Raw genomic sequence first — 25,809 nt, forward strand, 5'->3', positions numbered from 1 at the left:
TAGATTTTCCTTGGTAATAACCAATCTTTCATTCAACGAATGACGGTTCCGATTCTTGATGGATCAAAGCTTCCCTTGCAGAGCCAATTTTCGCAGTTGAGCCAAATCAGGAAGGCTTTGCCGCGCAGGTTCTGTTCTGGAAGAAAATGTGTTTTTATCCAAAATCTGCTGTCCTCGCTGTTGTCACGATTGTCACCCATCACAAAGTACTGGCCCGGAGGAACGACCCACTCGCCTTCTCCTTCTTCACGGCCACGACCGATTGATTCCAGGATGGTGTGTGGATGGTTTGGTAGCTCTTCGACGAGTAGGGTCGGATCCGGTACGCCAGCATTTTTGCCGGTGTATTGGCCTTTTAATATGTATTTAACGGGTTCGCCGTTGATGTACAGGGTGTCGCCATGGAACCCGATGCGATCTCCTGGTAGACCAATGACGCGTTTGATCCAATTCTCGTCAGGTTTATGTGGTGGTTTGAATACGGCCACGTCGCCACGGTTCGGTTTGCTGATTGGAATGATTTTGGTGTTGGTGATTGGCAAGCGCAGGCCATAGGCAAATTTATTGACCAAAATGAAGTCGCCGATCAGCAAGTTCGGCATCATTGAGCTTGAGGGAATTTTGTAAGGCTCTGCGATGAAGCTGCGCAGGATGAGCACGGCTGCTAGTACTGGAAAAAATGAACGGCAGTAGTCAATGATCGGCGGTTCGGTGTCAAGCAAGCCGGCGCGTGCGGCCCTGCGTTTAGCCAGAAATAGCTTGTCCAGCAATGAGATGATGCCTGTTCCTAGAGTCAGTACTACTAAGATGATTTCAAACCATTTCATTCGCATTCCTTAGTACGATGGGAATAGGGAATGGTGCAAGTAAGTGGGCAGAAGCGACGTGGAGTAGTCATGTCATTACTGCTTGGTTCCTTGAACCAGTCCCAGTTTATTTATTGTCTATCTGTAGTACGGCTAAAAATGCTTCTTGTGGGATTTCCACCCGACCAATTTGTTTCATCCGTTTTTTGCCTTCTTTCTGTTTCTCAAGCAGTTTTTTCTTACGACTGATATCGCCACCGTAGCATTTAGCCAGCACATTTTTTCGCATCGCCTTGACGGTTGAGCGTGAGATGATTTGCGATCCTATAGCGGCCTGTATTGCGACGTCGAACATCTGCCGCGGTATTAAGTCTTTCATTTTTTCGCACAATTCACGGCCACGGCGTTCGGCTTGATGACGATGCACGATGACACTCAGTGCATCCACCCGGTCACCATTGATCAGTGTGTCCACCCGAACAAACGGTCCTTCCTGGAAGCGTAAGAAGTGGTAATCCAATGAGGCGTAACCACGAGTGACTGACTTGAGTTTATCGAAGAAGTCCAACACGACCTCTGCCATTGGCAGCTCGTAGGCCACTTGCACCTGATTTCCTAAGTAGGTGATGCTGATTTGGCTGCCCCGTTTCTCCTCGCACAGTGTGATTACTGCACCCACATAATCTGGCGGGGTCAAGATATTGGAACGGATAATCGGTTCACGGATCTCGTTAATTTGATTGATGGGAGGCATCTTTGCCGGGTTGTCCATTGCAACGAGGGTGCCGTCGTTTTTAAGTACTTCATAGATGACTGTCGGTGCAGTGGTGATGAGGTTCAGATCGTACTCACGTTCTAGACGCTCTTGTACGATTTCCATGTGCAGCATGCCTAGAAAGCCGCAACGGAAGCCGAAGCCCATTGCTTCTGAATTTTCAGGTTCAAAGCGTAGTGCCGCATCGTTCAGGCGCAGTTTTTCCAGTGCTTCGCGTAGGTCGGGATAGTCCTCAGCATCGACCGGAAATAAGCCGGCGAACACGCGTGGCTGTACCTCTTGGAAACCTGGCAGTGGTTTGGGTGCCGGATCGCTGGTAAGAGTCAGTGTGTCCCCGACGGGCGCGCCGTGTACATCTTTGATTGATGCGGTGACCCAACCAACTTCACCGGCGGTCAGCTTTGCCAGTGTCTTGCGTTTAGGTGTGAAGACGCCGACTGCGTCCACTTGGTGGCTGCGTCCTGTGGACATCACTAACAGTTTGTTGCCAGGTGTGATCTCGCCCTGCATAACACGTACCAGTGAAACCACACCTAGGTAGTTGTCGAACCAGGAGTCAATGATAAGAGCTTGCAACTTCTCCGTATCACGTGGTTGTGGTGCTGGGATGCGCTGTACGATGGCTTCTAGCACTTGCTCCACGTAAAGGCCGGTCTTGGCACTCACGGCGACTGCTTCGCTGGCGTCAATACCAATCACTGTTTCGATTTCTGCCTTAGCCCGTTCAGTATCGGCGGTGGGTAGGTCGATTTTGTTCAGAATGGGTACGACTTCTAGCCCTTGTTCCACTGCGGTGTAACAGTTGGCGACGGATTGCGCTTCCACACCTTGAGACGCATCCACGACCAGCAATGCACCTTCACAGGCTGCTAATGAGCGGCTGACTTCGTAGGAGAAATCGACGTGTCCGGGGGTGTCAATTAAGTTCAGATGGTAGTTTTGTCCGTCCTGTGCTTTATACAGCAGCGATACGGACTGGGCTTTGATAGTGATGCCACGTTCCCGTTCGATTGGGTTGGAGTCGAGCACTTGCGCTTCCATCTCACGTGCCTCTAGGCCACCGCACAACTGAATGATGCGGTCGGCCAGGGTGGACTTGCCATGGTCGACATGGGCAATGATAGAAAAGTTGCGAATGTTCCTCATCGGATCGGATGACATGGAGATGGGGCACCGGAACCATCGTCGGGATAGCGCAGGATTATCGCATGGTTCAGAGTGAGCGTACTCAGGAATACTTGAGTATTGATGAAGTTCGGTCTGGGTGTCCCGTTGCCGACGAGGAATGACGGGACGCCCAGACGCATTGGTGGATGCAGTGTGTGTTGTCTGGTGTGTGACTGCTTAGCCGCCTGCTTTCAACGCACTGTAGAACGTGCCACGGCCGTTGGTCACCAGGAGCATGATGACATCTCCCTTCTTATAATTTCCTAGGGCACGGTTCAGTTCTGCCACATTGCTAACCGGAGTGCGGCCGATCCTTAGGATAAATAAACCTTCCACTAATGGCGGGTTGGCGTTGCGTGCCCACGGCGCTGTGACTGCCGTGATACGGACTCCTCCCTTCGCGTTTTGCGATGAGGCCAGGCGTTCGCGCTCAGCAGCGCTCAGGTTTTCGACTTGAAGGCCGAGCAGTTCGACATTGGCAGAGGTTTCTGGTTTGGAAGGTGATGTGTCGTCTTCATCTTCGCTGACTGTTGCATCCTGATTGAGTGCCGAAAGAGTGACGACGATCTCAAGCGATTTGCCGTCACGGATAATACCCAGGGTGGCTTTGGTGCCTGGCGGCATCATGCCGATCAGTGGAGGCAGATCGCTGAAGCTACTGATTACTTTGCCGTTCACTGAGCGGATGACGTCACCGACTTCAATCCCTGCTTTGGCGGCCGGGCTGTGGGGTGGAATGTTATTGACCAGTGCGCCTCGGCTGTCCGGTAAGCCTAGGCCTTGAGCTTTGAGTGCGTCGATAGGGCCGATTTCAACACCGAGCATACTGCGTTGCACTTTGCCTGTTTTACGGATTTGTTCGGCAGCGTTGATTGCCAAATTGATTGGAATGGCAAAGCTAATACCCATGTAGCCGCCTGAGGCGGAAAATATTTGCGAGTTGATACCAATCACTTCACCTCGGGTATTCAGCAATGGACCACCAGAATTTCCCTGGTTAATGGGTACGTCGGTTTGGATAAATGGGACATAGCGTTGATCGTCACTGGTGCTGCGTCCCAGTGCGCTGACTATCCCTGCAGTGACTGAGTGATCTAATCCGAAGGGGGAGCCGATCGCAACGACCCACTGACCAGGTTTAAGTGAACTGGAGTCGCCGATACGCACGGTGGGTAGATTTTTTGCATCTATTTTGAGTAAAGCAACATCGTACTGTTCGTCGCTACCGATGACTTTTGCTTTGAATTCGCGGCGATCAGTCAATTTGATTGTGACCTCGCTTGCGCCAGTGATGACGTGATGGTTGGTGAGTATGTAGCCGTCTTTGGAAATGATGAAGCCAGAGCCCATTCCCCGACCAGCGATACCTCCCTCGTCATCCTGGCCGCCACGAGGTTGGTTCGGCATCTGGAAATCTGGGCCAAAGAAACGCCGGAAAAACTCGGGTATATCGTTGTCAAGCGGTATACCGCGACGTTTGCCGACTTTCTTACGGGTAATGACGGTTTCAATGTTGACCACACCAGGCCCTACTTGGTCGACCAGTTGGGTGAAATCTGGCAACCCAGCCACGAGCTGTGGTGCTGGGGTGGTGCTGGGGGTCACAATGGGGGTGGAGTGTGCAGTGGGAGTGGGGCTGTTGTTGTGTTGCGCGCCACAGGCAGCTAACGGCAAGGTGATGGCGAGTAGGCCGAAGCATCGTGTATGGATACGTGAATTCATCAGATCAATCTCCTGATTGCGAAACAAAGTGAGTCAAACCGGGGTAACGACACCGGTGAGTGGTAAGGGACATCGTGAAGTCCGTGAGGAGGTGGTCTTACTCCTGTGAGGACATAGGTTGCGATTCTGGGAGTGGTGGTTCGAATGGATAGAACGCATGACGTACAGCGGTGTCCGGCAGGTTTGCGTTAAACGGTGCCTGAGCAGAGAGAACAGCACGCGGCCAGGGTTTGGTTTGTATCGTGTCGTAATGTGTGAATAGGTTCAGACGAGCTGGGTCTTGTGTTACCGGAATCGTAGCGAGTGTATGTTCTGGTGCAGCCTGTTGGTTGTGTGTCGTTTTGCCCCGTTGTGTTATGCCAACGTCTCCGTGTTGCAACTCGGAGATTGCAGCAATCTTTGGCGATACAGGAGGCTTAAGTAGTTGTGCGGTGGTTGCAAATACCATTTCTGTTTCTGTTAACGGCGGTGCCATCGGTGGCCACCCGTGTAGTGTTAGTAAGATGATTGCGGCAACGGAGGCGATTAACGCGGTCCCACCGCGCCAGCGGTGTTTAGTGCGTACAGGTGTTGCTTCCGCCGCCACTGCAGCTTGTACCCGTAGCGTAAAGTCTGTCGGGGCGGGAGCCAGTGCAACGCCACGCAGCACATCACCATACAGTTGCCAACGTTCCTGGCAGTTGGCTAATTCTTCATTGTGTTGCAACCGACGTAGAAGAAAGCGTGCTTCGTCCATCGGTAGTTCACTATCAATCAGTTGGGACAATTGCAGTCGGGTGTGCAGTTCGAACTTGTCAGCAGTTTCGGACAGATGGTTGCTCATACACGATATCGTTTGCGGGTAATGTTGTTGGTCTCTAGAAAAGGTCGTAATTCTATGTCTATCGCTTCGCGCGCCCGGAAAATACGTGAACGTACGGTTCCGATTGGGCAATCCATCCGTTGTGCGATCTCTTGGTAGCTCAACCCTTCCATCTCGCACAGAGTAAAGGCAGTTCTAAATTCTTCAGGCAGTGCTTGGACCGCGCTCATCACGATTTGTTCCAACTCCTGGCGCATGAGTTCTCGTTCTGGTGTGTTGGTGTCACTTAAGTGCGAGCTGTGATTAAACTGTTCAGCCTCTTCAATTTCGGCCTCATTGCTCAGCCGGGAACGGTTGCGTGCGGCGAGGTGGTTCTTGGCGGTATTCACGGCGATACGATGTAACCAGGTCGAAAACTGAGCGTCGCCGCGAAAATTGCAGATCCCACGATAGGCGCGTACAAATGTTTCCTGGGCTACGTCCTGACATTCACTCCAATCGGCGATGTAGCGTCCGATCAGGGCAATGACTCGATGTTGGTATTTGCGTACTAAGGTATCGAATGCAGCGTATTCACCGCACTGCACGCGCCGAACCAATTCGATATCTAGGGACTGAGGTTGTTTTGTTTCGGCCATATCGGGCCGTACTCCTGAGTGAGCCGAACGAAATAGGCCGCTGTAGCCATGCAGTGTGACAAATAAAGTTCAACGCTTTTTGTTAGTAATAACAGCACTACGTTAACGTATCACCTATCTGGCTGGCCGTAGTCGATCATCTGTCGGGGTTGACGTCAAGGAAACATCCTCCTGATGATAACCAGCTTCGTGATGCCAGCAGTTGATGGTTGGCTCATGTTCTCAGGGTTTGATGGTGTGCGTTCACTCATTCGCGGGTATAAACGCGTGATGATGGGTAGATAAACGTATCAACAGATCACAATTCAAGCGTTTCATGGTCATTATCCTGCGCTATACGTCGTGATGAGATGAGGCGCTGGCAACGCATGTGGATGTGTAATCGGGTGAAGTGGTCATTACGTTCGCTGGCGTTTTTGATGGTGCGTCATTTGATATGCATTTTTTCTTGTAAGCCATAATGAAACGTTGATGCGTTGTTGATGATGCGTTCTTCGTTGATCCTGTTGATGCATTTGTGGGGTGATTCTTAACGTGTAGCGCTTGGTGACGTTATATCCCTACAGCCAGATCAGCGTGGTAACAAGGATGACCAAGACTTCTATGCTTGGCAGAGAAAGCAAACGCAAAAGTGAGAGATGCCGCAGCAGTAGCAAGTTTTGAGTGACGTGAGATGCAGGCTGATGTTGTTGCGGCTTAACCCACTGGTAGTTTGCCTCCACGTCGCCGTGGTGGTTGATGCAGACGTATTTGATGTGGTTGTGATCTTCGTTGGTAGTTACTACCGATATTTTGGAAGGTTTTGCAATGGCGTTGTGGTGACCTTTTTGCATCGCGTTCTGGTTGGATGCATCAGTGTTGCGTGGATCACTGGTTCGAACGAATCGCCTGAATGTAAACGGCGGGGTTGCCCCCGCCGTCGCTTGTATCAATGCGTACCGATTAACGTTGCAATTAGAACTTCAACCCTATGCTGGTGAAGAAATAGCGTCCGGCTTGGTCATAGCCCTTCAGCGCATTGCCGTTATAGCTCAACGAACTGCCGACCAGAGGAGGTTCACGGTCGAACACATTGTTCAGTCCCATCGTCCAGGTGATGTCATTATCCAGTTGTATTGACCCGGTCAAATCCAGGTAGTTGTAGGCTGAAACTCGATTTCCGCCGTTGACCACTAATTTATCGGTCGAACCTGGTGTTCCATCCGTGTCCTCGTAATTCATCTTTCCAATATAGCGCCAGCGCAGACCCATCGTGTAGCGGTCAAAACCGTAGCGCACATTCACCATGTGACGCCACTTTGAGGTCCCTCCCTTAGTGCCGTTAGTGTTGCCGCAAGCGGTATTGACAATGCCAGCGCAACTGTAATTGTTGTCACTGATACCGGGGACGGGTTGATAGTCCTGCTTGATCACGTAGTTGCCGATCATGTTGGTGGTCAACCGCCCTGGGCCGACGTTCCAGGCATATGAAGCTGTTAAGTCGATACCACGGAACTGCAATGCACCGAAGTTGCCCCGCGAGTTCAATACCAGGCCGGAGGTAGCTGGATCGCTTCCGAGGAACAAGTCCCCAGTGGCGCTATTACGGCGGATGCGGCTGCACAGATTGGCATCGTTTGTCAGAGCGCAGGCCGCTAGGATATTTGATGCACCGATCGTGCGGATCGTATCCTTTATTTTGATGCTGTAATAATCGGCGCTCAGATCAAGGTTTTTGATCGGTGTAGCGGCGAATCCAAGGGTCCAGGTATCAGCGATTTCCGGCTTGAGGTTTTTGTTACCACCACTGATCTCGTTGTACTGACCGCTTGGGTTTGCAGTGATGTTTCCGTATCGAGCAGCAGTCACGCCAGTGTTAGCACACTGTGCCTGAGTGAACGTTGGAGAGGTCCCTGCACAAGGATCGCTACCATCCCAGAGTGCAATCGTATTGGGTTCATACAGCTCGGTGATGCTTGGTGCGCGGATTGCACGGTTCCAGCCACCGCGCAGTAAGTACTGGCCCTCAGCGAAACTGGCACCAAAACCTGCTTTATAAGTGTTGGTGCTCCCGGAAACATCGTACTTAGAACGGCGATACCCGAACTGCAAATCAAGCTCTTTCAGAATGCCAGTATTGGCAAGCAACGGGACTGCGCTCTCCAGGAAAAGCTCTTTGACGCTAATACTATTATCTACGTTGGAGGTAGGGCCGCCTGATCCAGCAAAATTGCCAGCCTGTGTATTGCTGTCGGCAGTACGGGTGTAGCCTTCGGTGCGCCACTCGTAGCCGGCGACTAAATTGATTGGCTTGTTGTTTGCCCAGGGCAGCGCATAGCCGAAGTCACCAGTAACGTAGGCGTTGAACACTTTCATTGAGGTGGTGTAATTGACAATACCCACGCCCTGTAGTGATTGCGCAGCGGCTGCACTGATGTTGTTTGTCCACACGTTGTAAGGAACGCAGCCGTCGAACGACCCAGTTGGGCAGCCCAATAACGCGTCGTGTACCCGTGTGGTTATAAAGTCATTGAAACTTTCTGACTTTGTAGCACTGCGGTTGTAGGTGAATGAAGCGTCGTAGGACCAGTTACCGATGAGGTTGCCACCAGTGCCGGCGGTGATGCTGCCACTACTCGTGTCGGTGTTGGTGCTGCGTGGTCCACCTTCAATGTTGCGCTTGGCAACATAGACACTAAATGCGCTGTCAGTAATGCCCACATCGTTGCACAGGCTACCGATGACGGCGGTACTGCAATTCACTTTTAATTCATTAAAAAATGTACCTGAGGGGGCTATTTGTGTTGAGCTGCGGTGATTAACAAACAACGCTTCAACATACGGTTTGAAATGGCTATTGATTTCATACTGGATGTTAGTACCAGCGGTGTAGCGGGTATCTGGACGTTGGTAGTAATTGACCGGTGCATAGTTGTACAGGTTGGGGGTGTCCGTTTTGGACCACGTCCCATTGGCTGAAGGAAGCACGAAAAACGTGCCGGCCGTTGGTGCCACGATGTTGAAATTAGGTGGGTTAGCGGTGAGCGAGCCGCCACAGCCGGTACCATTGGGCTTGAGTGCACACGAAGAATAGTCACGCTGCCCCTGTAATAGCCCATCGTTCTGGCGCCAAGTGACCCAAGTCGTGGCGTGGCCGCTTTCTCCGAAATTGCCACCGATTGCCAAGTCGATATTTCGGGAAACACCGTCAAAGCCAGATCCCCCTTTGGGATAAGGGTAGCCGGCTTTGTCCATCAAGCCACGCATGTAGGTGTTGTCATTGTTGTGCTGATACGCCGAGTAACCGGCGTTGACACTGATGCCATGAAACGCGTCATCAAGGACAAAGTTAACCACGCCAGCAATCGCATCTGAACCGTACACTGCGGATGCGCCGCCCGTAAGTAAATCGACACGTTTAACAATGGCTGTGGGGATAATGGTGATGTCTGGGGTCTCTATAATGCCCTTAGGAATGCGTCTGCCATTGACGAGAGTCAGGGTGCGCTTAGCCCCAAGGCCGCGCAGATCGACGGTGGCGTAACCATCCGAGCCATTGTTGGTAAAGCCATCGAAATTTAAAGACAACTGCGGATATTGGTTGACCAAATCTTCAACCTTGGTTGCTCCGCTGTACTGGAATTCTTCAGCATTAATCTCGGCTACTGGACTTGAAGCGGTCATTGATTGGCTTTTCAGTCGAGTGCCGGTCACATTGACCGCATCCAGTATGGCAGCAGCACTTGTATCCTTTTCTTGGGCGAACACGATGCTGGGGGTGGCGAACGTAGCGATCGCAATAGCGAGTGATACGACGAGCAAGCGATGCGGTATATCGGGCTTAAATTTCATTTCTGTTTACTCTCTCTGAAATGCCGCAGAGTGTCTTGATCAATCGTAGAAAATACCGACCTGGCAAGGCTCTTCGGCAGTCGCCAGAAGATATGGGGTGAGGGATGACAATGAATGGCCTGCACAGTACTTCGAACACGCCGGTTTAATGATTAACTAACATAAATAAAGAAGCAAGGAGAATGCAGGGTAATCGGAGAAAATATAAGGGCCCTGCAATATCTGCGTGTGGAGAATCAGAGAAATTGCTCTATACGTGAATGTTTTTTGCGTTGCAGTTCGCACAAAAATGCGGTGAATGCAGATGTTCGAATATCGTCCTGATGCTGCTTTCTACATAGCATCATAGAAGCTAGCAGTACACCATGAGCATGGTATCCGAAGATGATCCCGTTACAGTGCTTATGTGCTGTCATTGGGTGATGCACTCTAGCGCGTTAAATGATGGGCGGTATTTACTGACAATACTTTTTATAGGTGTTTTAGGTGTTGATTTGATGTGGCGTTGCATTGAGGATCGTGTATTGGTGTACCGATTTGTTGTGTCACTGATCATTGATAATCAAAAAACCAAGGTTGTTTTGCGCCCTAGCGCTTGTGTTGTTGAAGATGGCTTTGTGTTGGATCGGCGTACTGAAATAGGCTAGCGGTCGCGTTGGTGAATCCATTGCCCTGACGCACTTTATGATTTTCAAGATCATATGTTTGAAGTGTGATGCGCACCTATGCAGAGTGACCGAAGCGCATGATCGCTCGTTAACTTCCCATAAGGCTTTGATTTTATGAGATCTTGGCGGAGCAGGCACAATAGCCATCCCGTCCAGCAGTGAGTATGTTCGTGCTTCCATCATTGTCGGCCTCCATGTTTGGTCGTTTGCGCGATGATCGTGCATTGACTTGGCTGCGCTGGAGTTGTGCTGGACTGCTTTCGCTGCTTCTTCTGTTGGATGTGCTTTGCCCATTGCCATTACCGACCTCGCACGATATGGCTTTGCTGGTGGTTGCTCGAGATGGTACTCCATTGCGTGCCTTCCCTGATGCTGATGGTGTATGGCGCTACCCGGCGCAGTTGGGACAGGTGTCGCCGTTGTATGTGCAGGCTCTGTTGACCTATGAGGACCGTATGTTCTGGCGCCATCCGGGGGTGAATCCTTGGGCGTTGTTACGTGCTGGGGGCCTGTGGCTGCGTTATGGTCATGTCGTTTCCGGTGGCTCGACGTTGACAATGCAGGCGGCACGGATTCTTGAGCCGCATGGCCGTACTCCTTGGGGCAAACTCAAGCAGTTGTTGCGTGCAGTACAGTTAGAAGTCCATTTGAGTAAGCGCCAGATTTTGCAGTTGTATTTGGAACGTGCCCCTTACGGAGGGACGATCCAGGGCGTTGAGGCGGCAAGCTGGGCTTATCTTGGCAAGTCGGCGGCACGCTTATCGCATGCTGAGGCGGCGTTGCTGGCGGTATTGCCGCAGTCGCCAAGCCGGTTGCGTCCGGACCGTAATCCGCAGTTGGCACGGCAAGCACGCGATAAGGTGCTGGCACGCATGGCAGTGCTTGGTGTCTGGTCTGATGAAGAGGTGAAAGATGCGCGGCTGGAGCCGGTGGTTGCACGTGCATTGCAGCCACCCATGTACGCGGCGTTGTTGGCGCAGCGTCTGCGTGTGCAACGGCCACATGCTGCACGCATTGTGACCACGTTGGACATTGATTTGCAGCGTACTCTTGAGGAAAGAGTGAGTACCTATTTCTCACCGTTACCTGAGCGCACTTCTGCTGCGGTGCTGGTGATGGATAATCAAAGCCTGGAAGCACGTGCCTACGTTGGTTCGGTGACATTCGGTGATGCCAAGCGGTTGGGTCACGTGGATATGGTGCGGGCTTGGCGTTCGCCGGGTTCCACACTTAAACCGTTTCTTTATGGAATGGCGTTGGATCAGGGCTTGATTCATTCTGAGAGTTTGTTGGTCGATGCGCCACAGCATTTTGGTGATTATCGTCCGGGTAATTTCGATGCTGCGTTCACTGGCCCTATTGGTGCGTCCAGTGCATTGCGACAGTCGTTGAACGTGCCTGCAGTCGATTTGTTGGAACGGATTGGGCCGGCTCGGTTTGCGACGCGTCTGGCGCATGCAGGGGTGCAGTTGCGTTTCCCACGCGGTGCCACCCCGAATTTGGCGTTGATCCTCGGGGGTGCAGGGGCACAGTTGCAGGAGCTGGTGGGTGCCTTCTCGGTGTTCAACCGCGGTGGCGTGGCAGGACGGGTGCGTTATACCCCGGAGGATCCGCGTATTGAGCGTCGTTTGATCTCCCCTGGTGCGGCTTGGATTGTGCGCGAGATTCTTGCTGCTAACCCGCGCCCTGGGTATGGCAGGGGCACGTTCGATACTGCGATGCGTCCGTCCGTGGCTTGGAAGACTGGTACCAGCTATGGCTTCCGTGATGCTTGGGCGCTGGGGAGTACCCGCCGCTACACAGTGGGTGTTTGGGTTGGGCGTCCGGATGGTACCCCGCTGCCGGGTCAGTATGGTGCGATTACGGCATTACCGTTGTTGTTTGATGTGATTGATGTGTTACCACGCGCGCCTGGTGATGCTGTGCCGGAGCCGATGCCAGCCAGTGTGGAGCAGGTTGATATCTGTTGGCCGCTGGGTTTTGCTGCTGCTAGCACGCCGCCGGAATTGTGCCGACGGCGCTACAGTGCCTACGTATTGGATGGGGTGGTGCCGCCGACCTTCGCTGAGCGTGATGCGAAATTGTGGCGTAGCGGTTTGGAACGATTCCAGGTCGATGTGCGTAGTGGTTTGCGTGTTAGGCCTGATTGTCGTCTGCCGCATCTGATCAGGGAGCAGCAGATTGCACGTTGGCCGACGTTGGTGATCCCATGGCTTGATGCTGTGGAGCGTCGTGCGACGCATCTGCCTCGGCTGGCCTCAGACTGTTCTGAGGATGATCGTGCTGATGCTGGGGTGCTGTACATTGATGGTCTCGTTGAAGGTGCCACATTGCAGCGTCCACCTGGTAGTACCAAGCCGGTACATCTGCAGTTGCGTGCATTGGGCAGTGAAACACGGATCGACTGGCTCTTGGATGGGCGCTGGATTGCTCAAACTGTGGGGGGACAGACCTTTCAGCGTGATTTCCCAGAACCAGGGACGTATATCTTGACTGCGTTGGCTGAGGATGGTGCTTGGAACAGGATGCAGTTCCGCGTTTTACGTTAAGTAGGTGTGATGCAAAGTGTTTTCATTCCATCTCGGCAATGGGGGGAGGGAGTGCTCGTCTTTTGTTTCAATGTGTTGTTTCTTCCGCGCTTTGGTGAATGGGTTTATTGGAACGAATGCCTATTTTTTTAGATCAATAGCACAGGGAAGTAGATAAAAAAGAATACCTTCGGGTCCTTGAAAATAGCGTCGCCGTGCTTATCTGTAGGACTAAAGGCACTGTGTTTTAGAGGTGCCTCAACCCGTCTATCAATCAATCGTGTCCGGAGGTTATCGATGAACGTTGTTCGTTATACCCCTTGGCCTGGTCAGGCTGCGTTGCAGAATGAGATTAAACAGGTGTTCGACCGTTTTTTCGAACATAACGGTGATACCGATGAGTCTGCAGTGGTGACCGCGCAGTGGGTGCCGCGCGTAGATATTAAGGAAGAACCTAACCAGTTTGTGTTGTATGCCGATTTGCCTGGGATCGATCCAGCTGACATTGAGGTGCAAATGGATAAGGGCATTCTTTCCATTAAAGGTGAGCGTAAAACCGAGTCCTCTAGTCAAACAGAACATTTCTCGCGCATTGAGCGTCGTTATGGCAGTTTCCATCGTCGCTTTGCATTGCCAGACAGTGCCGATGCTGATGGCATTACGGCCAGTGGTAGTCATGGTGTGTTGAGGATCTTGATCCCGAAACAAGCGGCGACGACACCACGGCGTATTCAGGTTGGTAACGCTGTTTCCAGCGATGTTGCGTTGCAATCAATGTGATGTTCGGTGGGCGCGCGCAGATCCAAGTCTTCGTTGGATGCTTATTGGTCGCTGTGATATTGGGTCAGCGCGCGTTTCGGCCAGATTCGGCTGGCCCGTGGCTTTGATGCTGCGGGCTTTTCCTTGTGTAAGAGGTGACGACGGATGCAATTCAAGGACTATTACGCGACTTTAGGTGTTGAACCGAGTGCGGGTGAGGCTGAGATCAAGACCGCTTACCGTCGGCTAGCGCGCAAATATCATCCTGACGTCAGTCAGGAGCCGGGGGCGGAGGAGAGATTCAAGGCCGTCAACGAGGCTTATGAGGCATTACGCGATCCGAACAAGCGTGCGGCTTATGACCAGCTCCGTGCACAAGGGTACCGGCCTGGAGATGAATTCCATGCTCCTCCTAATTTTGGTGGTGAGCATGGTTTTAACTTTGAAGAGGTGTTTGGCAATGCGTCGGGGGGGCATTTCAGCGATTTCTTTGAGAGCTTATTTGCTGGAGCCCGTGCTGGTGGTCGTCATGCAGGTCCAGGGGGTGGCGCCAAATCGCAACACGGTGATACGCGTTCCAAGTTGACTGTGCCACTGGAAGCCATTTACAGCGGGGGAAGTGTGCGGGTCACGGTCAATGGGCGTCAGCTTGATGTGCGTGTGCCTAAAGGTATCCAACCTGGCAAGGTGATTCGGTTGAACGGACAGGGGAGCTACGCTCGTCATCTCTTGTTAGAGATCGAATATGCTCCGCATCCGCAATTTGAAGTTGATGGGCACAATATTCTGCACACTGTGCAAGTGACGCCATGGCAGGCTGCATTGGGGACTTCGATCAGCGTGCCGACTCTCGGTGGATCTGTGGAGCTGAAGGTGCCACCGGATTCCGATGCGGGACGCAAGTTGCGTCTGCGCGGTCGTGGTTTGCCTGGTCCTCCGCCAGGAGACCAGATCGTTGAGTTGGAAATCACTGCTCCTTTAGCTACAAACGAGACACAGCGCAAGGCATATCGGGCGCTTGCCAAAGCGTTTGGCGAGAAGGTTTGAACATACCATCTGTGGGTCTGTTCGAATGAGGGGCATTGAACAGGAGGCCTCGGATTATTTCAGGGGTTTTTTAACGATCATTGGAGAATAGTTCCCTTGATAGTCATTTTCCGAAGTGCACTCACGCAGTAAATACTTGTTTTAGGATTTTCTTCCGGATATTGAGGGCAGGTGTTGCATTCTTTTTCAGAGCGGATGGAAAACCCGCACCTGCCGTCAATATGCTTGCATCTTGTGTGGTGAAAGTGATTTGGCTTGTACGGTTCATCGGATCTTTGTGTGTCTAATGGCAAGCCAAGAGTGGTATACGTTAGGACGGTGATGGCCTGGCAATTGTTGTAGCGAAATATATTTCATTGATTTGTACCGCAATGAATGGCGATTGGGTACGGCATAAGATTCATAGTGAATAACTATCGTATTTTTATATATATATTATTTATATAAATCATTATTTTTCCATACACTGTTTGTATCCCTTATTTATAAAGGTTGTCCTTATATGCGTGATATGCGTGCATCATCTCCAGAAACGACTTCTGCCGTGAAGTGTCCTTTCAATAGGACAGCGGTTGAAGGGACTCACAATAAAGATTGGTGGCCCAATCAGTTACGTGTGGATTTACTGCATCAGCATTCGAATAAGTCCAATCCACTGGGTGAAACGTTCGATTACGCCAAAGAGTTCCAGAAACTCGATTACGCTGCGTTGAAGCGTGATTTACATGCATTGATGACTGATTCGCAGGATTGGTGGCCTGCTGACTTTGGTCATTACGGCGGTTTGTTTATCCGTATGGCTTGGCATAGTGCCGGCACCTATCGTATCGGTGATGGTCGTGGTGGTGCTGGTCGTGGCCAGCAGCGCTTCGCGCCGCTCAATAGCTGGCCGGATAATGTCAGCTTGGACAAGGCACGTCGTCTGCTTTGGCCGATCAAGAAAAAGTATGGTCAGCAGATTTCTTGGGCCGATCTGATTGTGCTTGCCGGTAACGTTGCGTTGGAATCAATGGGGTTTAAAACCTTTGGTTTCGCTGGTGGTCGTGTGGATACTTGGGAACCTGATCAGGATGTGTATTGGGGCCGGGAGACGACCTGGCTTGGTGGGGATGTTCGTTATGGAGCTGTCTCGGAAGGTGTAAACCATCCAGATGAACACAGGGGAGCAAAGGAGAAGGCTGCCAAGAATAGCGACTTGCGTGTGTTGGAAAATCCGTTGGCTGCTGTGCAGATGGGATTGATTTATGTCAATCCTGAAGGTCCGGATGGCTGTCCAGATCCGCTCGCTTCTGCTCGCGACATTCGCGAAACGTTTGCTCGCATGGCAATGAATGATGAGGAGACTGTGGCGTTGATCGCCGGTGGCCACACCTTCGGTAAAACACACGGTGCGGCTCCAGCAGACAACGTCGGTCCTGAGCCGGAAGCCGGGGAGTTGGAGCAGCAGGGCTTGGGGTGGCACAACCGCTTCGGTAGTGGCAAGGCGGGGGATACGATTACAAGCGGTTTGGAGGTGACATGGACTAAGACTCCAACACAATGGAGCAACGATTTTTTTGAGCACTTGTTTGGTTACGAATGGGAGTTGACCAAAAGTCCTGCTGGCGCCTATCAGTGGGTGGCTAAGAATGCTGCAGCGACGATCCCGCATGCGCACGATCCGTCGAAGAAATTACTGCCGATGATGCTGACATCGGATTTAGCGTTGCGTTTTGATCCAGTCTACGAAAAGATTTCGCGGCATTTCCATGCGCATCCAGACCAGTTCGCCGATGCGTTTGCTCGGGCTTGGTTTAAGTTGACGCACCGTGATATGGGGCCGCGTGTCCGTTACCTTGGCCCAGAGGTTCCGGCTGAAGAATTGATTTGGCAGGACCCAGTTCCTAAGGTCAGCCATGTGTTAGTTGATGCGCAGGACCTTCTTGCGTTGAAGCAGAAAATTTCTGCTTCTGGGTTAGGAATCTCTCAGCTCGTTTCGACGGCTTGGGCATCGGCCTCCACGTTCCGTGGCTCGGATAAGCGCGGCGGCGCCAATGGGGGGCGTCTTTGCTTGGCTCCGCAAAGCCAGTGGGAGGTCAATCAGCCGCAGCAACTGAGTGTGGTGCTGGAAACATTGCGGCGTGTCCAGGCTGAATTTAACGCGCAAGCGGGAGACAAACGCATTTCTTTGGCAGATTTGATTGTATTGGCTGGCGGTGTAGGCGTGGAGCAGGCGGCGAAGCGTGCCGGTATCGTGCTGGAGGTCCCTTTTGTGCCGGGACGTACCGACGCTTTGCAGGAGCAAACTGATGTCAGTTCATTTGCTCCTCTGGAGCCGTTTGCTGATGGATTCCGGAACTATGTCAAGGAAGGTTGTGTTGTTCCGTCTGAGCATCTTTTGATTGATCGTGCCCAGTTACTGACATTGACTGCACCGGAGATGACGGTATTGATCGGCGGTTTGCGGGTCTTGGGTGCCAACGTTGGCGGTGTGAAGCACGGTGTGTTTACAGATCGTCTGGGGACGTTGAGTAACGATTTCTTTATCAATCTACTCGACATGGGGACGGAGTGGGCTCCCGTTTCCAAAGAGCGTCATTTGTTCGAAGGACGTGATCGTCGCACCGGTGCGCTGAAATGGACGGGTACCCGTGTTGATCTGGTCTTTGGCTCCAATTCACTGTTACGTGCGCTAGCAGAAGTCTATGCCGCGGTGGATGCTCAAGAGAAGTTTGTACGCGATTTTGTCGCAGCTTGGAGTAAAGTTATGCATTTGGATCGCTTTGATTTGGTGTGATGATCCTGGCGTGCGCGGTGTTACATCGCGTACGCCCAACGTATCTATCCCTACTGCCCGATGATGTGCAATGACGGCCATTGGTTGGTCTCTTTGACCAGTACAGCAATGGTGTTCACGCTGACATGTGTTGTTGCGCGCGCATTTTGGGACAACAGCATGGGTTGTACTGTCGTTTTCATTCCGTCTTGGTCTGTGGAGTAGTGGCTATCCAACTTGGGTGGGTTTTGCAGCATGGTCGCTGCTGCTGGCAGCGCTTCTTTTTTCTTACAGCGCTTGTGTTATTGGCACGGGAAGTTTGTTGGTGTGATGCGGCACATCATTGAACGAAGGGGGAGGGGTAAAGGTCAATTTTGTGATTCATCCAGTGACATTCCGAGTTTTTAAGTATTCCGATGGTATACAGATCATAGAGAATGGATGGCATCACTTCATCGGAGGTGATGCAGGTGTCCCCCGTTGATTATTCAGCCTATAGACAGTTTTATATTTGCTCGTGGAAACATCTTCGAGAAGAATGAATCTTCCTTCAATAAACGCCTCAGAAATTAAGTGAAGTCTATTACAATTTTACAGTTACCACGGTTAGGTGTCTCAGGGGGAATATCTCGGTGAAATTCCTGTTTGCGACTGTTGCTACTTTCATGTGTGCGGTGAGTTCGGCTGTTGCGCAGGTTCCGCAGCCTGTCCCTGCTCCAGCTCCTGCAATACCCATTCCCAAGGCGCCAGCGCCTGCTTCAGCCAAAGCATGGGTTGTGATGGACTATGCGTCCGGTCAGGTGCTTGCAGGGGAGAACATCCATACGCATCTTGCTCCGGCCAGCCTGACCAAGGTGATGACTTCCTATGTGATTGCCGCTGAGATCAAGAACGGCAAAGTGCATCGTGATGATCAGGTGATGATGACCGAAAATGCTTGGCGCAAGGGAGGCGCTGGCACCGATGGCAGTTATAGTGGCTTTCCTGTCAACAAGACTGCGCGCTTGGAGGATATGGAGCAGGGCATGATTGTGCAGTCGGGGAATGATGCTGCGATCGCGCTGGCTCAGCATGTGGCTGGTAGCGAGGAGGCATTTGCTTCGTTGATGAATAGCTACGCTCAGCGCATTGGAATGAAGAACTCGCACTTTGTCGATGCGACAGGCTTGAGTGCTGAGGGGCATTACTCCAGTGCGTATGACATGGCACTGCTTGGTCGCGCGTTGATTCGAGATTTCCCAGAAACCTACGCCTATAACAAAGTGAAGGAGTTGGTGGTTAATGGAATCAAGCAGTCCAACCGCAATTTGCTCCTGTGGCGAGATCCCTCTGTGGATGGTATTAAAACAGGCCATACTTCCGAGGCAGGCTATTGCATTATTAATTCGGCCAAGCGTGGTGATCAGCGCATCCTGACCGTTGTGATGGGCGATGTTTCCGAGAAAAAGCGTGCTGAGGATAGCCTGGCCTTGTTGAACTGGGGCTTTCGCTTTTTCGAGACTCACACCCTCTATGAGCCTGGCAAGGTGGTGACCAAACATAAGATATGGAAGGGGCAAGTTTCCGAAGTGCAGTTAGGGGTGCCTCGTCCGCTATTTGTCACTGTACAGCGTGGTCGCTATAACGACCTTAAACCCAGTATCGAAGTGCCACGTAACCTTGAAGCACCGATTAAACCTGGACAGTCGGTGGGTAAGGTGAAAGTCACACTGGATGGTAAGGTCGTCGCACAGGCACCGTTGACAGCAATGGCTGGTGCCGAGAAGGGAGGATTCTTTAAGCGGCTATGGGACGCCTTCTGGATGTGGTGGGAGCTTAAGTGACCTGCGCGGTGAGAAACACCGACATCAACAGACCTGGCGATCAAAATAATGTCATCGCTTTTCCCTGTCACACCATCAGCGGCTTATGGTGTGTGTGACAGGTTCATTGTATTTGGCTGAAAGATGAAATGGCTCAGCCTATTTATAGGTAACTGTGTTTGTTAGCGCTTGTTGCAGCGCGGGTGTAGGTGATTGCCAAAATTGATTTAACGAGCGTTGGATTCGTGATCCGTTCATCTCCATCATCTCATCCGCATGGATCGCCGCATCATCGCTAAGCCAGGAATGAACAGGTTCAGAATGATCGAATACCCGGTGACAGTTCTTGGCGTCTCCTAATGGGGTGTCCCCGTGGATCATGAAGCTATTGCAGCGCACATGGAGATCAGTATCTGATGTGTGTAGGCATAAAAATCAGTGTGAGTAAGATGCGGAATGATTTTCTGAGGCACTGCTGCGGCAAGAACGATAGAATGCGCTCATGTCCATGCCGACTATGACCTTAGTCAATCAATTGTTGATTGCGTTGCCGTCGATGCCGGATCCGCATTTCGCGCGCGGCGTCGCGTTGATCTGCCAGCATGACAGCAATGGGGCAATGGGGGTGGTGCTTAATCGGCCCTCTGAATACACGCTTGGTGAGGTGTTATTTCAAATGGGGATTGAAACCGCTTCTGAGACACTGCGGGAACAGGTGGTGTTGGCGGGTGGCCCAGTGCATCCAGACCGTGGTTTTGTCATTTATGACAGCGAACATGTGTGGGGTCCAAGTCTGCTGATTGGCGATGGTTTGTATCTGACCACCTCGCGTGACGTCCTTGCAGCAATGGCGGAAGGCTCTGGTCCTTCCCGTGCTTTGGTGGCGCTTGGTTGTGCGGGTTGGGCTGCCGGACAACTGGAGTTGGAGTTGGTCGAAAATAATTGGTTGATGGTGCCGGCTGATGCCTCATTGCTGTTTGATACTGCGCTAGAGCAGCGTTGGCAGCGTGCGGCTGGACGCATTGGCGTGGATTTGTTTCGGTTGACAGACTATACCGGGCATGCCTGAGGCATCCTCCCCCTTCCCCGATGGTATTGTGCTTGGATTTGATGTCGGCACACGTCGGATTGGCGTAGCTGTGGGTAGCGCCTTGGGGGCTGGCGCGCGTGCGGTGGCGGTGATTGATGTGCATGGTGTGGCCGTGGACTGGAATGCCCTGGATCGTGTGAAGCGCAATTGGCTGCCTGTTGGTTTGGTGGTCGGTGATCCGCTCACCTTGGAAGGCCATGACCAGCCGATCCGTAAACAAGCCCATGCGTTTGCGTGTCAGTTACGTGAGCGCTATCGATTACCTGTGGTACTGGTTGACGAGCGTTCCAGTTCAGTTGAAGCCGCAAGCCGTTTCGCTGGTGCCCGTGCAGCTGGGTACAAGCGCCGCCGCGATGCTGACACCCTGGATGCGATAGCGGCCGCAGTCATCCTTGAGCGTTGGCTTGCCGATCCTATGCAGGCGACATCACTTCCTTGATTTTTTGAACCTTAAAGCGATCACTCTTATGCAATTTGATTCAAATGGACGTTTGCGTCACCTGCTCACTTTGGAAGGACTGTCGCGTCACACACTGCTGCAGTTACTTGACTGTGCTGCCCAGAACTGTGCACTCGGGGTTGACCCTATGGGCAAGCGCAACGTGTTAGCTGGTATGGCAGTATGCACACTCTTTTTTGAACCATCCACGCGTACCCGTCATTCATTCCACCTGGCCGCGCAGCGTTTGGGAGCGGATGTATTAAATTTCGATGCTTCGATGTCGTCTACGAGCAAGGGTGAGAGTGCCTGCGACACATTGAAGAATTTGGAGGCAATGGGGGTGCGCGGTTTTATAGTGCGCCATCCTGAAGAGATCGTCATCGCACAGTTGGCTGCAGTCGTTGGTGAGGGTACCGTGCTGATCAATGCCGGTGCTGGCCGTAGTACCCATCCGACGCAGGGGCTGCTGGATATGCTGACCTTATGTCAGGCCAAGGGCAACGATTTTTCCAAGCTAAAGCTACTCTTTGTCGGTGACATCAAACATTCACGCGTTGCACGCTCCAACCTGCATGCGTTGCGCACCCTGGGTGCAGGACAGATCCGGGTGTGCGGTCCGACTGCATTATTGCCCCATGACGGCCTCCTCTCTGGTTGTGTTGTCAGTCAAGATTTTGATGCCATGCTTGAAGGTGTGGATGTACTGATGATGCTGCGTCTACAGCGTGAGCGTATGGAGGAAGGATTGGTGCCCTCGTTGGAGCACTACCATGCCAACTATGGTTTGACCGCAGCGCGCCTGGCGCGTGCAGCTCCGGATGCGGTGGTATTACATCCTGGGCCAATCAACCGCGGCGTGGAGATTACCGATGAGGTGGCCGATGGCCCGCAGTCATGGATCCTGCGTCAAGCCAGCAATGGCGTGATGGTCCGTATGGCCGTGCTGGAGACGTTACTGGGTTGAGCCTGAAAGTATTGCGTAGTTTCGTCGTGTGTGAGGTTGAGATAGCCAATCTCTAGGCGTTGTGAGCATGGTAAGCCGCCTGTGTCCGCGCAACCGTGTCGTTGCCTGTGCCTGTATTTGATTCCGATTGTAACGGTTATGCTCGCAATCTGGATTTTAATTCATTGATCTGATTGTGATTTATGCTGCCACTGATCGTGTGATATGGGGTAAATATGGAGCGCCTCTTGACAGCGATAGTGTTGCTGCGGTTTCTTCACCTCATGTTTAAGTATGGCTGTTATTTGATTCTTACTACGCCTGTGGTTTGGCGGCGCATTGCTGTTGCTGGGAGAGTCGGCATGATTGCCACGATCCGCACTAACATCCTGTGCCCAGTGCGATCCTTCGTCTTCGCGTAACTTCCGAATACTAAGGCCCCGCACCAGAACTCCAGGTTGCGGGTCAAACCCTCAGCCTGATGAGAATGGGGCCTCCATCATGAGGTCTGTTGATGTCATCGTCTGCTGTCCGGTTGTCCACCGTTGAAACTCCTGTCTACGTTCCGCGTACCGTCGTTCACAAATTCGGTGGGACTTCGGTTGCCGATGCGGATTGCTATCGCCATGTCACGCGTCTCCTATTAGCACGCGAAGAGACTGTGCAGGTCACCATCGTTTCTGCGATGAAAGGGGTGACTGATACGTTGATTGCACTGGCCGAACAGGCAGCCAATCATTCTCCCGACTGGCAGGTGTTGTGGCAGCAAACCCGCACGCGTCATTGCGACGCCGCTCAGGCATTGCTTGGAGAGCATGCCGCTACGCTGCAAGATTGGTTGAATACCCGTTTTAATGAACTGCATGAAATGCTGGTGGCCTTGTCCGTCATCGGGATGCTTCCATCTGAAGTGCTGGACCGCTTACAAGGCTTGGGCGAGGTCTACTCCGCACAGTTGCTTGGGCATTATTTGCAATCCCAGGGTGAGGATTGTGTCGTTCTGGATGCCCGCCAAGTCCTTGTGGTGAGTCCTGGTGAGTTTGGCGCCGAAGTCGATTGGGCAACCAGTGCCCAGCACTTGGCCCATTGGCGTATGCAGCATCCACAGCGGCGTGTGGTGGTCACCGGTTTCGTTGCCTCTGATCGTACTGGACGCGCCATCACCCTGGGTCGCAACGGCAGTGATTATTCCGGTGCCATCTTCGCGGCGTTGTTTGAGGCCGATGAGCTTCACATCTGGACAGATGTTGATGGAGTCATGTCCGCCGACCCCCGGGTCGTCCCGGATGCGGTGCAACTGGATGCCTTGAGTTACGACGAAGCATGTGAATTGGCCTATTTCGGCGCCAAGGTAGTGCATCCACAAACCATGTCGCCGGTGATGAAACGCGGAGTGCCGATCATCATTCGAAACACCTTCCAACCCGGACATCCAGGGACTCGGATCACCGCTGATAGCGTGGTGAGTGGATCTGTTAAAGGCCTGACCCTGAGTCCAGGACTGGCCGTGCTGAACCTGGAAGGCACGGGGCTGATCGGAGTCCCTGGTACCGCTGAACGCGTGTTTGCCGCCCTGCGTAATGCACGTTTGTCTGTCGTGATGATCTCACAGGGATCTTCGGAGCATTCCATTTGCTGCCTCGTGCACCAAACCGAGGCCGAGCGTGCACGTGATGCGTTGTTGTATGCCTTTGCCCATGAATTGGCCATAGGGCATGTCCAGCGCGTACAACTGACCAACAATATCAGCGTATTGGCGGCGGTTGGCGACGGCATGGCTGGTCACCTGGGTGTAGCGGCGCGCTTGTTTGAATCCTTAAGGCGCGCCCATGTCAACATCCTGGCCATTGCCCAGGGGTCTTCAGAGCGCAATATTTCGGTGGCAATCGACAGTCAGCAGGCGACGAAGGCACTGCGCGCTGCACACGCTGCTTTCTGGTTATCACCCCAGACATTTTCGATTGGTGTGATTGGTCCGGGTCACGTTGGTGAGGCCCTGTTGGACCAGCTATGTGCTGCACAGCAGCAATTACTGTCCAAGGCAAATCTGGATCTGCGTTTGCGTGCGATCGTTTCACGGCGGCGTATGTTATTGGATGAGCGTGGCCTGGGGAGTGACTGGCGCCACGCCTTCGCCGCCGCACCAGAGGCGGTCGATCTGGATGCCTTTACCGCACACTTACAGGCCGCCCATCTGCCTCATGCAGTCATCATTGACTGTAGCGGCAGTGCTGAGGTGGCTGATCGCTATGCCGACTGGCTGGCAGCCGGTATCCATGTCGTGACACCGAATAAACAGGCTGGCTCCGGCCCCCTGCATCGCTACCACGCGATTCGTGCAGCAGCAGATGCCAGCGGCGCACGCTTTCGCTATGAAGCCACAGTGGGCGCAGGCTTACCGGTGATTACGACATTGCGTGACTTGATGGATACCGGTGATAGCGTCACCTCAATTGAAGGGATCTTTTCCGGAACTCTGGCGTGGCTATTCAATAAATATGATGGCAGCGTCCCATTCTCCCAATTGATCGCCCAGGCGCGAGCGATGGGATATACCGAGCCGGATCCACGCGATGACCTGTCTGGGGTTGACGTGGCGCGTAAGCTGGTGATTCTGGCGCGCGATGCGGGGCGTGATATCAGCCTAGAAGATGTTGCGGTAGAAAGCCTGGTGCCGGAGACATTGTGTCAACTCAGCGTTGCCGATTTCATGGAACGACTCAATGAAATTGATGCCACCTTTGCAGAGCGTTTGGCTGCGGCCAAACAGCGCGGTTGCGTATTGCGTTACGTCGCACAACTGTCCCCTGGACACGTCCCGAGTGTCAGCTTGATTGAATTGCCTTCTGACCATGCCTTCGTCAACCTTCGTTTGACCGATAACGTAGTGCAATTTACAACACGCCGTTATTCCGAAAACCCCTTGGTCGTCCAGGGGCCGGGCGCCGGTCCAGAGGTCACCGCAGCCGGTGTCTTTGCGGATTTACTTCGAGTTGCAGCGGGCGAGGGCGCACGCTTGTGAATCGGACCTTGCAACCAGACAGCTGTGCATCTCAAACAGCGCCCACAGCGCATCAGGCACGCGCCTTCGCACCGGCATCAGTGGCGAACGTTGCCGTTGGTTTTGACTTACTCGGCTACCCCATGGACCAGGTTGGCGACACCGTGACAGTGCGGCGCATTGATACCCCGCAGGTACGTATTGCCGCAATCCGTGGGATTGCCCAGCCGCTGCCACTACAGACCGAACGCAATACAGCCGGTGCCGCCTTACTCTCCATGCATCGTGACTTAGCTCTGCCCTTTGGCTTTGAATTGGAGATCGACAAAGGCATCCCGCTGAGTTCCGGAATGGGCGGCTCGGCCGCCTCTTGCGTTGCTGCACTGCTGGCCGCCAACGCACTGTTGGATGAACCATTGCGTCGTGAACACCTGTATCGCTATGCATTGGATGGCGAAGCGGTCGCCAGCGGTAGCCGTCATGGCGACAATCTGGGACCCCTATTTCTGGGCGGCCTCGTCCTGTGTACCTTGGAACGCCTGGTGCCGGTGGCCGTACCGGCTGCCTGGCACAGCCTGCTTGTCCATCCAGATACCTTGCTAGAAACCCGCCGTGCACGCGAGGTTCTGAAAGAGCCTTACCTACTGCCCGACATTGTCACCCAGAGCGCTAACCTAGCCTTGGTCTTGGCAGGGTGTTACCACGGTGATGCCGAACTGGTGCGTGCTGGTCTGCGTGATGTACTGATCGAACCACGCCGCGCCCCGCTGATTGCTGGCTTTACTGCCGCCCAACAGGCGGCACTGCAGGCTGATGCGATGGGGGCAAGCATCTCTGGTGCCGGACCCAGCGTATTTGCCTGGTTCCAGACACGCAGTGCCGCCGAAGCCGCCGCACCAGCCGTGCGTGCTGCTTTCACTGCGGCTGGTTTTGATAGCCAAGCCTGGGTGACACCACTCACCAGCCCAGGCGCGCGCCTGCTATGAGACCGTTGCCTCCTTCGATTTTTTTCTCTTTCCACCATCTATTATTC

General features: G+C 52.9%; 21 protein-coding genes. 12 read left to right on the forward strand and 9 right to left on the reverse strand.

Features of this window, described 5'->3' with window-relative positions; all coding sequences use genetic code 11:
• Positions 1 to 32: 32 nt before the first annotated feature.
• Entirely contained in the window at positions 33 to 827 is a 795-nt protein-coding gene (gene lepB, locus F7G16_RS05660) for a signal peptidase I (protein WP_004088293.1), read from the reverse strand.
• Between the two features lie 106 nt (positions 828 to 933).
• Entirely contained in the window at positions 934 to 2,742 is a 1,809-nt protein-coding gene (gene lepA, locus F7G16_RS05665) for a translation elongation factor 4 (protein WP_004088294.1), read from the reverse strand.
• On the opposite strand from lepA, the gene F7G16_RS12545 reads away from it, so the two are divergent.
• Positions 2,736 to 2,870, forward strand: coding sequence for a hypothetical protein (locus F7G16_RS12545; protein ID WP_256626251.1), 135 nt, complete (start codon positions 2,736 to 2,738; stop codon positions 2,868 to 2,870). The genes lepA and F7G16_RS12545 overlap by 7 nt on opposite strands.
• A gap of 55 nt (positions 2,871 to 2,925) precedes the next feature.
• On the opposite strand, the gene F7G16_RS05670 is transcribed toward F7G16_RS12545, so the two are convergent.
• The 5 genes from F7G16_RS05670 to F7G16_RS05690 form a co-directional block, all read right to left on the reverse strand.
• Positions 2,926 to 4,470 carry a DegQ family serine endoprotease gene (locus F7G16_RS05670; RefSeq protein ID WP_004088295.1) on the reverse strand — a complete coding sequence of 515 codons (1,545 nt, stop codon included), beginning with the start codon at positions 4,468 to 4,470 and terminating at the stop codon, positions 2,926 to 2,928.
• Positions 4,471 to 4,567: 97 nt separating this feature from the next.
• Entirely contained in the window at positions 4,568 to 5,293 is a 726-nt protein-coding gene (locus tag F7G16_RS05675; protein ID WP_004088296.1) for a sigma-E factor negative regulatory protein, read from the reverse strand.
• Positions 5,290 to 5,910: an RNA polymerase sigma factor RpoE gene (rpoE, locus tag F7G16_RS05680; protein WP_038228313.1), complete on the reverse strand. Its 621-nt coding sequence runs from the start codon at positions 5,908 to 5,910 to the stop codon at positions 5,290 to 5,292. The genes F7G16_RS05675 and rpoE overlap by 4 nt, the downstream gene beginning before the upstream one ends.
• Before the next feature lie 560 nt (positions 5,911 to 6,470).
• On the reverse strand, positions 6,471 to 6,743 hold the full coding sequence (locus F7G16_RS05685; RefSeq protein ID WP_038228315.1) for a hypothetical protein: 273 nt from the start codon (positions 6,741 to 6,743) through the stop codon (positions 6,471 to 6,473).
• A gap of 121 nt (positions 6,744 to 6,864) precedes the next feature.
• Positions 6,865 to 9,741: a TonB-dependent receptor gene (locus tag F7G16_RS05690; RefSeq protein ID WP_038233117.1), complete on the reverse strand. Its 2,877-nt coding sequence runs from the start codon at positions 9,739 to 9,741 to the stop codon at positions 6,865 to 6,867.
• 365 nt (positions 9,742 to 10,106) lie between these two features.
• Between F7G16_RS05690 and F7G16_RS05695 the strand changes: the two genes are divergently transcribed.
• The 4 genes from F7G16_RS05695 to F7G16_RS05710 all read left to right on the forward strand — a co-directional run bounded on the left by F7G16_RS05695 (position 10,107) and on the right by F7G16_RS05710 (position 14,743).
• On the forward strand, positions 10,107 to 10,388 hold the full coding sequence (locus F7G16_RS05695; protein ID WP_004088299.1) for a hypothetical protein: 282 nt from the start codon (positions 10,107 to 10,109) through the stop codon (positions 10,386 to 10,388).
• A gap of 185 nt (positions 10,389 to 10,573) precedes the next feature.
• A complete protein-coding gene (gene pbpC / locus F7G16_RS05700) occupies positions 10,574 to 12,958 on the forward strand; it encodes a penicillin-binding protein 1C (protein WP_012382661.1) in 2,385 nt (794 codons plus the stop codon).
• Between the two features lie 276 nt (positions 12,959 to 13,234).
• The gene (locus tag F7G16_RS05705) at positions 13,235 to 13,717 is read left to right on the forward strand and encodes an Hsp20/alpha crystallin family protein (RefSeq protein ID WP_004083422.1); all 483 of its coding nucleotides are present in this window, start codon (positions 13,235 to 13,237) and stop codon (positions 13,715 to 13,717) included.
• Between the two features lie 144 nt (positions 13,718 to 13,861).
• Complete coding sequence (locus tag F7G16_RS05710) at positions 13,862 to 14,743, forward strand: DnaJ C-terminal domain-containing protein (RefSeq protein WP_038228321.1); 882 nt, start codon at positions 13,862 to 13,864, stop codon at positions 14,741 to 14,743.
• A 121-nt stretch (positions 14,744 to 14,864) separates the two neighbouring features.
• Here the strand turns inward: F7G16_RS05710 and F7G16_RS12020 are convergent, their stop codons facing one another.
• On the reverse strand, positions 14,865 to 15,011 hold the full coding sequence (locus F7G16_RS12020) for a hypothetical protein (RefSeq protein WP_155266595.1): 147 nt from the start codon (positions 15,009 to 15,011) through the stop codon (positions 14,865 to 14,867).
• A gap of 234 nt (positions 15,012 to 15,245) precedes the next feature.
• Here F7G16_RS12020 and katG point away from each other — a divergent pair, with 234 nt between their 5' ends.
• Entirely contained in the window at positions 15,246 to 17,519 is a 2,274-nt protein-coding gene (katG, locus tag F7G16_RS05715; RefSeq protein WP_004088302.1) for a catalase/peroxidase HPI, read from the forward strand.
• A gap of 50 nt (positions 17,520 to 17,569) precedes the next feature.
• Here katG and F7G16_RS05720 read toward each other — a convergent pair whose 3' ends face one another.
• Positions 17,570 to 17,755: a hypothetical protein gene (locus tag F7G16_RS05720; protein WP_014607349.1), complete on the reverse strand. Its 186-nt coding sequence runs from the start codon at positions 17,753 to 17,755 to the stop codon at positions 17,570 to 17,572.
• A gap of 408 nt (positions 17,756 to 18,163) precedes the next feature.
• On the opposite strand from F7G16_RS05720, the gene F7G16_RS05725 reads away from it, so the two are divergent.
• The 6 genes from F7G16_RS05725 to F7G16_RS05750 all read left to right on the forward strand — a co-directional run bounded on the left by F7G16_RS05725 (position 18,164) and on the right by F7G16_RS05750 (position 25,762).
• Positions 18,164 to 19,321, forward strand: coding sequence for a D-alanyl-D-alanine carboxypeptidase family protein (locus F7G16_RS05725; protein ID WP_042466467.1), 1,158 nt, complete (start codon positions 18,164 to 18,166; stop codon positions 19,319 to 19,321).
• A 481-nt stretch (positions 19,322 to 19,802) separates the two neighbouring features.
• Positions 19,803 to 20,369: a YqgE/AlgH family protein gene (locus F7G16_RS05730; protein WP_011098030.1), complete on the forward strand. Its 567-nt coding sequence runs from the start codon at positions 19,803 to 19,805 to the stop codon at positions 20,367 to 20,369.
• Positions 20,362 to 20,829, forward strand: coding sequence for a Holliday junction resolvase RuvX (gene ruvX, locus F7G16_RS05735; protein ID WP_004088306.1), 468 nt, complete (start codon positions 20,362 to 20,364; stop codon positions 20,827 to 20,829). Before F7G16_RS05730 ends, ruvX begins: the two co-directional genes overlap by 8 nt.
• 19 nt (positions 20,830 to 20,848) lie before the next feature.
• Entirely contained in the window at positions 20,849 to 21,796 is a 948-nt protein-coding gene (locus F7G16_RS05740) for an aspartate carbamoyltransferase catalytic subunit (protein WP_038231721.1), read from the forward strand.
• A gap of 493 nt (positions 21,797 to 22,289) precedes the next feature.
• Positions 22,290 to 24,797, forward strand: a complete 2,508-nt coding sequence (gene thrA / locus F7G16_RS05745; protein WP_004088308.1) for a bifunctional aspartate kinase/homoserine dehydrogenase I — start codon at positions 22,290 to 22,292, stop codon at positions 24,795 to 24,797.
• A complete protein-coding gene (locus F7G16_RS05750) occupies positions 24,794 to 25,762 on the forward strand; it encodes a homoserine kinase (protein WP_038231717.1) in 969 nt (322 codons plus the stop codon). Before thrA ends, F7G16_RS05750 begins: the two co-directional genes overlap by 4 nt.
• The last annotated feature ends 47 nt before the right edge of the window (positions 25,763 to 25,809 follow it).

The sequence above is a fragment of the Xylella fastidiosa genome (assembly GCF_011801475.1).
In the GTDB taxonomy this organism is placed as follows: Bacteria; Pseudomonadota; Gammaproteobacteria; order Xanthomonadales; family Xanthomonadaceae; genus Xylella; species Xylella fastidiosa.